This window comes from Ruegeria sp. CDSB022 (assembly GCF_059611145.1).
Map to the genome: position 1 here is coordinate 1 of NZ_JBXWOZ010000034.1, position 4,296 is coordinate 4,296.

General features: G+C 59.1%; 6 protein-coding genes. All 6 read right to left on the minus strand.

The annotated features are described in order from the left end of the window. Positions 1-238 (minus strand): hypothetical protein (locus AC2FIZ_RS20590; RefSeq protein ID WP_496791595.1); only part of this gene is annotated, 238 nt, incomplete at its 3' end. Positions 239-321: 83 nt separating this feature from the next. Continuing rightward, positions 322-1,023 carry an IS6 family transposase gene (locus AC2FIZ_RS20595; RefSeq protein ID WP_281996158.1) on the minus strand — a complete coding sequence of 234 codons (702 nt, stop codon included), beginning with the start codon at positions 1,021-1,023 and terminating at the stop codon, positions 322-324. A 149-nt stretch (positions 1,024-1,172) separates the two neighbouring features. Beyond that, entirely contained in the window at positions 1,173-2,327 is a 1,155-nt protein-coding gene (locus AC2FIZ_RS20600; protein ID WP_496791596.1) for a glycosyltransferase family 4 protein, read from the minus strand. Then, entirely contained in the window at positions 2,324-3,142 is an 819-nt protein-coding gene (locus tag AC2FIZ_RS20605) for a hypothetical protein (protein WP_281996156.1), read from the minus strand. Before AC2FIZ_RS20605 ends, AC2FIZ_RS20600 begins: the two co-directional genes overlap by 4 nt. 20 nt (positions 3,143-3,162) lie before the next feature. Beyond that, entirely contained in the window at positions 3,163-3,963 is an 801-nt protein-coding gene (locus tag AC2FIZ_RS20610) for a glycosyltransferase family 25 protein (protein ID WP_496791597.1), read from the minus strand. Between the two features lie 110 nt (positions 3,964-4,073). Continuing rightward, the coding region (locus tag AC2FIZ_RS20615) for a hypothetical protein (protein ID WP_281996154.1) at positions 4,074-4,296 on the minus strand (223 nt) is incomplete at its 5' end.

Sequence of the window (4,296 nt, forward strand, 5' to 3'; positions counted from 1 at the left end):
CCCAAATGATGGTCAGGTTCACCAGAGGTGCCGTGGCCGTCAGCCAGGGCCAAAGGGACTCTGCAAACCCGTCAATCAGGTGCTTCCAGGGCAGCCCAAGCGGTATCAGGAACACGCTTGAGAGCGGATCCGGTTCGGTTCCGAAAAGACCAAAACTTCCAATTGCGAACAGGGCAAGGGCAAGAATGTAGAGTGCGCCCAATGCATACAGGACAAAACGGCAAATTTTATAAGCCATGCGTCAGCTTTCTTTTTTGGATGCATCACGATGGTGTTGTCACTTTAACTTCCGACGCACCAAGGAATGCTGATGCTCGGACTTCAAACTGCCTGAGTGGCGGCATTCCAGGCGTCAAGTGCCTCGAGGCGGTGATATCGGATTGATAGGGCTGAACGACGACGTGCGGGGACACAGAAGCAATTCCGAATGGCTGAATGTGTGGCCACGAACCGCTGCAAACCTCCTGGAGACCGATGGCCTTGCATCATCCGTTCTCGCTTCCGGAATGGGAGATGGCTGTTTTCGGCGCGGTTGTTGAGGCCCTTGTGCGACCAATGCTCCTGACCCGGGGCGATCTCCCGCTTAGCGGCGCCATATGAGCGCAGCTTGTCCGTAATAATCCGCTTGGGAATGAAGCCAAGACGTTTTATCAGGCGGCGCAACAGCCGTTTTGCTGCCCGTTTGTCCCGTTTCTGTTGGAGTATTTCATCCAGCACAACGCCATGCTGATCGACCGCGCGCCAAAGCCAATACTTGCGACCAGAGAGTCTCACGACAACTTCATCCAGATGCCAGACATCGCCTGGGCGGCCCTGCCGCTGTCGCAAGTTTCGGGCGATCTGCGGTCCGAACTTGACGACCCAACGCCGGACAGTCTCGTAAGACGCGTCGACCCCGCGCACCAGCAGCATCTCTTCAACTTCCCGCAGGCTTAAATTGAAGCGAACATAGAGCCACACCGCGTGGGCGATGATCTGAGGAGGAAATCGGTGACGCTTGTAGCTGATCGATGATGAATTCATCGATGTCACCTACGTCCAAATTTTAACATGGGCAACCGAACGACGGTTAACGTGACAACACCGCCAAGTCAGATCGCGGTCGATGTCAGTCCGGAACGGGCGGGAAAAAGCCCGGAGCAAGAGATTCAGCGCTGGCTGGAGGCGCACGGCTATACCGTGCGGGCGCGAGGCGCTGTGCTTTTCGCGGTCAACAGGTCGGCCCAAGCAGCACAGATTTTGTCATAGTTGAACCTTGCTGCTATATCGGCTGGACCCTCGGCGCCGAGAGCGGCCGCTCGGCCCGGCTCATTCAGTAGCGTCAACAGGTTTTCCGCAAGGTCGTCTTCTTCCGTCCCCAGGAGCCCGGTCTTTTCATGGGTGACGACATCCAGTAGACCTTCGCGCGCGATGGACACAACCGGCGTTCCGGCGGCCAGGAACTCTATCGCCGAGCCGGGACAATTCTCACCCCGGCCACTAGGGTTCACGACACCCATGCCTGCGCGGCGCATCAAGGCGATCTTCTCCGTGCCCAATACGCCTAGGAAGCTGATCGAAGGATGCGGTCGCCCGTCGGGGCCTGCCAGATGGGGGCGGATTTGGTCGGCCTCGAAGCGTTCGTCTGCGAGACCCCAGGCACCCACTGGGTTTTCGCGTCGGTAAAGGCGGGCCGAGCCGATAACAGCGAGCCGCGCAGCGGGGTGGGCGGCGACGACCCTAGGCCAAGCGCGGGCCAGAACGCCGAAGCCTTTCACCGGGATCATCGCCCCGAGGTAGGCGATTAGGTCGGAGTCCTTCTCCACGTTGCCCGCCGCGAAAGCCGGATTGTGAAAGCCGTTCGAGATCACCGTGGTCTTCATCTGTATCGGGTGCTCGCCGATAAGGCGCGCCTGTTCTATGCCCACAGGCACAAAAGCAGCGACCGCATCGGATTCGGCGAACCGGCGCAGCAGCTGCAGCCTGGGCGTATTGTGCGCCCACACAAACAGCGACAGGCGTAGGTCCGGCAGCGCATCAGTCAGCGCATCGGTATCTGGCCGCACGGTAGGGCGCCAGAGAAACGCTGTGGCTCCGTCGGACTCGGCCATTCGGACGGCAGTAAGGCAATCGGGTGCCTGTACAGCACGAATATCCTTGGGCAGATTGGCCGGATTATTGGCATACAGCGTGGGCGTTATGCCGAGGCTCCGGAACCGATCTGCAAACGCCTGCGCGAGCGTGACGAAATTGAACTCGGTCCCGCCAATGCCTGGATTGCCCCGCCACGGGTGGCTGAGATCAACCCCGCTGATGCCGCCGTTTTCCAGATACATTCCAATTTTCATGGGGCCGAATCCGAGATTTCTTCAAGCAAAGCGGCGCTCGATGTGCTGAGCGCAAAAAGATCCGGGTCATCGGGCTCTGGGTTGGAGCCGAAGCCGCGCGCACGGCGGCGCGCGCGCACGTCCGCGTCGCTGAGTCCTCTGTTTTCGTGCGCCTCGGCCAACAGATCGGTCACCAAATCCCTCGGCTGTCCGAGCGCAGCAGCGAGCCTCGCGACCTCGGCGGTGTTGAGCGCGACAAGTTTCGCGAAATCGAGAACCGTCACAGTGTCAAACCGCTCACGCCAAACGCTTTCGAGCGATCCAGGGCGCAGCATATCTGCAAAGCAGGGGAGTTCGGTCAAAAGTATCTGCACCCACTCATCGAAGCTGACCGCGGGACCGGCGGTGGGCGCGCGGGGATCGAACGGGTGGTCGCGGTATTGCGAAGAAAGCCAGCCTAGCGCGTCCCTCCGTACAAGCAGAATTTCAACGTCGCCGAATGCTCTGGCGGCGGCATGGGACTTGGCCTTCAGGTTGGGTGTCGAAAAAAGGCAACTGGTCAGTGCCTCGTGGCTAAGCAGCAGGGGCCTGGAATCCCGATTCCAGCGCTCGGAAATTGCCGCGAAACGCGCGGCCATGTCGGGGGTCTCGGGCCGGTGATGCAAGGTTTTCCAAAAATCCCGCAGATCGGCATCGTTTTGAAATGCGATGCCTTCGGGGGCGGCCTGAGACGCCGGACCCGTCACGTTGCCCATCGGGTAGAGGCCCAGATAGGTGTGGCTTGTGAGCCGCGAGAAAAGCCCGACCTGAAGGCTACTGCTCGCGGCCTTGGGCATACCGATGTGCAACATCGACCTCATGCGATCCATTGCTCCAGTCGCCGCGCGTAGTCATCGGTGTCCTCGCATCGCTTGATATGGGTCCGGGCGCGTTCTTTGTCGGCTTCTGAAATACCCTTGGGATGGATCCGCGAAAGGAATTTTGCATGCGTGGCGTTATACGAGAGATCGGTAGCCAACAGTGGGTCAGCGGTAAGGGCGGTGACGTCCGGGCGCGAAGCCATTTCGTTGTGGATCCAGGTGTCAGAGGTCGTGGCAATCCTCTGGAACTCGGCGAGCAACAGCAAGGCCATTTCGCGATTCATGACATGGGCGACATTGCTCATTTGCACTTTCTGTGTCGTTGATAATGGCTTCAGGACTTCGTGTGTGATGCTTTCGGGGTCGATCCCCGACTGTCCGAGACGCAGCAGAAACGGCGTACGCATCACGCCCGCACCCAGCCGGGTCAACAGCTCGTCGAGCCGTGGCATGGCCTCTGGCGCGAACCAAACATCATCTTCGCAGGCCAGAATCAACCCGTTGGCCTTTGCCGCCTCATGCCACAGAGCTTTGAACGACAGCCAATTTGCGACCTGACTCGGGATCAGAACGTTGTTGGCGCACGTACAGCTCGTCTCGCGGCCACAACGGAAACACGGCGGAAACGGGGCGACGTGGCCTTCGCGATAAACGTTTTTGACAGCGTCGTCTTCCGCCGGGATGGCATCGAGAAAGCGCCAGCCTTCGATCCCGCGGTCGGCGAAGTGACAGGCCACATGAGCCCTGCGGTCGGTATCGTCCTTCAGTGAAACAACGATGACTTCGGATATCTGCACAGCTCCAAACCAATTCATTGTTGCGCGGATTCCGTAACGCCGAATTTTTCGACTTCGGAAGCGCAAGATTACGCGAGAGTAATTCAGTAGCTACCAGCGCAGCAGCGCTGTCAGTCTACGCCACGAGCGTTAGTTACACGGATCGGTTTTGTTGTACAAGACGGCTGAGCGAAAAGGTCAAGGGCGGCGCGGCTGGGAACATCGGCAGGAAGCACGACTAAGTTACGGGGCCACTTGCGCAGCCCATGGACCTTTGCTGCCGCACGCGAATGTTTCAGTTGATCTGATTTTGTTGAAAAACTATTCCTTGATCCGAGGGCAAGTCGCTGATTC